This window comes from Williamsia sp. 1138, assembly GCF_002095435.2.
In the GTDB taxonomy this organism is placed as follows: Bacteria; Actinomycetota; Actinomycetes; order Mycobacteriales; family Mycobacteriaceae; genus Williamsia.
Genome location: NZ_MJEJ02000007.1, coordinates 1 through 4,232, shown reverse-complemented (window position 1 = coordinate 4,232; position 4,232 = coordinate 1). Strand labels below are relative to the sequence as shown.

Annotated in this window: 3 protein-coding genes and 1 pseudogene; 3 read left to right on the top strand and 1 reads right to left on the bottom strand. The window is 66.5% G+C overall.

Translation table 11 applies throughout. From position 1 onward, the window contains the following. The first annotated feature begins 68 nt into the window (after positions 1 to 68). The 3 genes and pseudogenes from BH683_RS00080 to BH683_RS00070 all read left to right on the top strand — a co-directional run. Positions 69 to 1,139, top strand: coding sequence for an MSMEG_0568 family radical SAM protein (locus BH683_RS00080; protein ID WP_084834249.1), 1,071 nt, complete (start codon positions 69 to 71; stop codon positions 1,137 to 1,139). 1 nt (position 1,140) lies between these two features. After that, positions 1,141 to 2,553 carry an MSMEG_0567/sll0787 family protein gene (locus BH683_RS00075; protein WP_084834248.1) on the top strand — a complete coding sequence of 471 codons (1,413 nt, stop codon included), beginning with the start codon at positions 1,141 to 1,143 and terminating at the stop codon, positions 2,551 to 2,553. Beyond that, positions 2,550 to 2,915 (top strand): annotated as a pseudogene (locus tag BH683_RS00070) (carbon-nitrogen hydrolase family protein); the annotation flags it as partial. The gene BH683_RS00075 and the pseudogene BH683_RS00070, both read left to right, overlap by 4 nt. A gap of 11 nt (positions 2,916 to 2,926) precedes the next feature. Here the strand turns inward: BH683_RS00070 and BH683_RS00065 are convergent. Then, complete coding sequence (locus BH683_RS00065; RefSeq protein WP_084834247.1) at positions 2,927 to 3,982, bottom strand: IS110 family transposase; 1,056 nt, start codon at positions 3,980 to 3,982, stop codon at positions 2,927 to 2,929. Positions 3,983 to 4,232: the final 250 nt, after the last annotated feature.

The window sequence follows — 4,232 nt, the reverse complement described above, 5'->3', positions numbered from 1 at the left end:
GGACGCGCTCATCCACTACGCCCGCAAGGGCGCCATCATCAACTCCACCTACATGGTCTGAGGTTGCAATGTCCCTATCGGCACGCGTAGATCTCGCGCTGCTCGGTGTTCGTGGCTCGTTGCCCGTGCGCCGGTCGGCCGGAGCCGGTCCCAGCGACGACGGCCATCTGCTCATCGATGGCCTCAGCGCTGCGGTCCCACGCAATCCACTGAGTCCGTATGTCCTCGATGGTGACCAGATACTGCTGGACGGTGCCCCTGAGGGATTGTCGCCGACCGGCTTGCAGGTGTCCGCCATCGAGCGGCCTGCGTTCTACGATCTGCGCACCGATGAGGGCATCGAGTACGAGAAGATCGCCAAACTGCACGGCAAAGACGTGCTGGCCACCACGGTGATGCAGACCTGTATCCGCTACGACCCGTCGCAGCGGTGCCGGTTCTGCACCATCGAGGAGTCCCTGCGGTCGGGAGCGACGGTCGCGGTGAAGAAGCCCGCCGAACTCGCAGAGGTCGCCGAGGCCGCTGTCCGGCTCGACGGCATCAAGCAGATGGTGATGACGACGGGTACCTCGGCGGCAAAGGATCGCGGCGCCAAGCACCTCGCTCGGTGCGTCCGCGCGGTCAAGGCCGCAGTCCCGGATCTCCCGATCCAGGTGCAGTGTGAGCCGCCCGGGGATCTGGCGACCCTGACCGAACTGCGGGACGCGGGCGCGGAGTCGATCGGCATCCACGTCGAGTCTCTCGATGACGCGGTTCGCGCGGAGTGGATGCCGGGCAAGGCCACGGTCACCCTCGACGAGTACCGAGCGGCGTGGGCGGAGGCGGTCCGGGTGTTCGGACGCAATCAGGTCTCCACCTACCTGCTCATCGGGCTCGGTGAGGACCCGGACGAATTGGTCTCGGGGGCTCGCGAACTCATCGACATGGGTGTGTATCCCTTTGTGGTGCCGTTTCGTCCGCACCCGGGTTCGCTTGCCGTCGACGTCGATCATGCCTGTGCACCGCGCGGGGACGTCGTCGAGAACGTCACGCGACGGGTCGGCAAGGAACTCATCGCGGCCGGCATGGTCGGGTCCGATCAGAAGGCAGGCTGCGCGGCCTGCGGAGCATGCAGTGTGTTGCAGAACGTAGGAGGCTGACATGCAGGTGGCAGCGCGGGATCTCGCGATCTTGACCGGCCCACGGCCGGCGGCGACACCGTCGGCCGGTTTCCTGATCCAACCCGCCGAGAGCAGAACGCATCTCGCGGACTACGCCGCGCTACGGCACGCCGCCTTCGTCGTCGATCAGGGGCTGTTCGCGGGCACCGATCACGACGACATCGACGACGACCCGCGCACCGTCGTGCTGTGTGCGATCGGTGACGACGGCACGTTCCTCGGTGGAGTACGGCTGGCGCCGGCGACCTCCGAGGACATCGGGTGGTGGACCGGTAGCCGCTTGGTGGTCGCACCCACCGACCAGGCCCGGGGTGTGGGGCCGGCGCTGGTGCGCGCTGCCTGTGCCCACGCAGAGAACGCCGGAGTCCTGCGGTTCGACGCCGCCGTGCAGCAGCGATATCGGTCGATGTTCTCTCGGCTCGGCTGGGACCACATCGGTGATGTCGATGTTGCCGGCGTGCCACATGCCGCGATGCGATGGCCGATCAACAAGATCGAACTCCTGGTCGCGAGCACCAAGGCCATGCTCGCCGACGTCTTGGCGCCGCTGGGGCAGCAGGCCATGGGGCTGGGGCCCAGTGGTTTTCGCGGCGACGACGGTACCCCGGTGCCCGGAACCGACATGATCGCCGCGTGCGACGCCATCATCCCATCGATGGTCGAACGCGATCCAGAGTGGGCCGGCTGGTGCGCGGTGCTGGTCAACCTCAACGATCTCTCTGCGATGGGCGCGACCCCGGTGGGTCTGCTCGACGCCGTCGGTGCGCCCACCCGGTCCCAACTCACCCGCATCATCCGCGGCATGGCCAACGCGGCTGCAGCGTGGGATGTGCCGGTCCTCGGCGGACACACCCAGGCAGGCGTTCCGTCGTCACTGTCGGTGACAGCGCTGGGCCGGACCACGAATCCCATCCCTGCCGGTGGCGGGCAGGTCGGGCACTCGGTGCGGTTGACCGCAGATCTCGGTGGTGGGTGGCGGCAGGGATACGCCGGGCATCAATGGGATTCGACGTCGCACCGCTCCGCCGACGACCTCGCGCAGATGGCGAGTTTCGTCCAGCGAGCGGCGCCGGCTGCGGCCAAGGACGTCAGTATGGCGGGTCTGGTGGGTACCACCGGGATGCTCGCGGAGGCCAGTGGCACCGGTGCTGTCCTCGACGTCACAGACATCCCGAGGCCCTCCGGAGTACCGGTGGGGCAGTGGATCACAGCATTTCCGGGATTCGCGATGATCACCACTGACGCGCCCGGACATGCCGTTCCAGATGCGGGCCCGGCCCAGAGCGCTGTCTGCGGACAGCTCACCGAGGCCCCCGGTGTCGGCTTGCGCTGGCCCGATGGGCAGGTCACACAAGCGGTGCGGAGCACCGTCACAGGATTGGGGGCAGCATGAGCACCACGATCTCGGTCGCGGCGGCGGAGTTCGGCCGCGACATGGATGAGGGTTACCGCACGATCGGTGCGCTGATCTCCGAAGCCGCGGAGAAGGGCAGTGATCTGCTGGTGTTACCGGAGGCATGTCTCGGCGGGTATCTGCCCTCCCTGGGCGGCGGTGACGAGAGTCCGCAGGCGCGCCGGAGGCGGCTGGAGAATCTGCCGCCCGCACTCGAACTCGACGGTCCCGAACTGGCCAAGGTCGCCGCGATGGCGGGGGACATGACCGTCACCCTCGGGTTCTGCGAAGCCGACGGCGAAAACCGGTACAACGCAGCCGTCACGCTCACCGGTGACGGCATCCTCGGTTCGTACCGAAAGTTGCTCCTATGTCAAGCGGCGGCTTGTTCGGTCGGTGCGGGGTGCGTGTGGGCGTCGGTGGTGAGTCGTTGGTAGACGGTGCGGATGAGTCGTCGTCGCAGGCACCGTAGGGCTGAAGTTTTGGTGTCGTTGGCGGCGAGGCGGTTGCGGTAGTAGGTGTAGCCGTCGGAGTCTTCGAGGCGGATTTGGGTCAGGGCGATGCGGTGCAGTGCGGTATTGAGCTGTCGGTTGCCGTGTCGGGGTAGTCGCACGCGGCCGGCGCTGTTGCCGGACCAGACGGGGATGGGTGCTGTGCCGGCGTAGCTGGCGTAGGCGTCGGCGGAGCGGAAGCGGGAGATGCCGGCGGTTTCGCCGACGATTTTGCCGGCGGTCAGTTCGGCACAGCCGGGCAACTCGAGCAAGGTCGGCACCAGTTGGCGTACTCGCTTGCCGATCTCGGTGGCGAGCTTGTTGATCCGGGCTGTCAGCGAGATGATGTCGTCGAGTTCCGCGCGGGCGATGTCGGCGAGGAGGCTGGTGTGGTTCGCGAGATGGGTGGCGAGTATTTTTTGGTGCTTGTTCATGCTCAGCGACCGGGGTTTGGGAGCGTAGGCGGGATTGATCTCATGGACCCGCCACAGCAGTCGGTTGATTGACGCAGTGCGTTGGGCGACAGCGACTTCCCGGTAGTCGACGAGGAGCCGTAACTCGCGGGATTGGGGGTCGGCGCCAGCGGCGGGCAGGTCCGGTTCGCGTAGTACCGCTCGCGCCACGGCCAGGGCGTCGATGGGATCTGACTTGCCGCGGGTGCGAGCGCTGGAGCGGGCTTGGGCCATCAACTTGGTGGGTACGCGCACCGCGGTCTGGCCGGCGCCGAGCAGGTCGCGCTCGAGGCGGGTCGACATCTGCCGGCAGTCCTCGATACCCCACACCAGATCGCCACCGAACTCGGTGAGTGCCCAGTTGATCGCTGTGTGGTGCCCTTCGGTGGTGGCCGCAGAGGTGAGGTGGCCTAGCTTCTTGCCGACGGAATCGACGGCGACGAATGTGTGAGTGGACTTGTGTACATCGACTCCAACAACAACCATGGTGGTTGCCTCCTGATTCAGAAACAGGGACAGGGACGGTTGGGCCGGCCGGTGGGCAATCCTCAGTTGGGGGCGGTGCCACGCTCCTATCAAGCCACATCGGTCGGTCCATCACACCTGGTGTTGGCACAACTTTTGGAGACCAGACCTCACCCTTTGATGGTGATGCCGGTAGGCCCATCAAGAGCCAAACACCAGGTGATCAGGACCCAACCACCGCCAGAGCGGCAACACAAGAGTCACACTGAGG

What these genes read in the sequence shown, in the direction of transcription:
- BH683_RS00065 (WP_084834247.1), bottom strand. Translation starts at nt 3,982, where the DNA reads ATGGTTGTTGTTGGAGTCGATGTACACAAGTCCACTCACACATTCGTC.
- BH683_RS00080 (WP_084834249.1), top strand. Translation starts at nt 69, where the DNA reads ATGTCCCTATCGGCACGCGTAGATCTCGCGCTGCTCGGTGTTCGTGGC.
- BH683_RS00075 (WP_084834248.1), top strand. Translation starts at nt 1,141, where the DNA reads ATGCAGGTGGCAGCGCGGGATCTCGCGATCTTGACCGGCCCACGGCCG.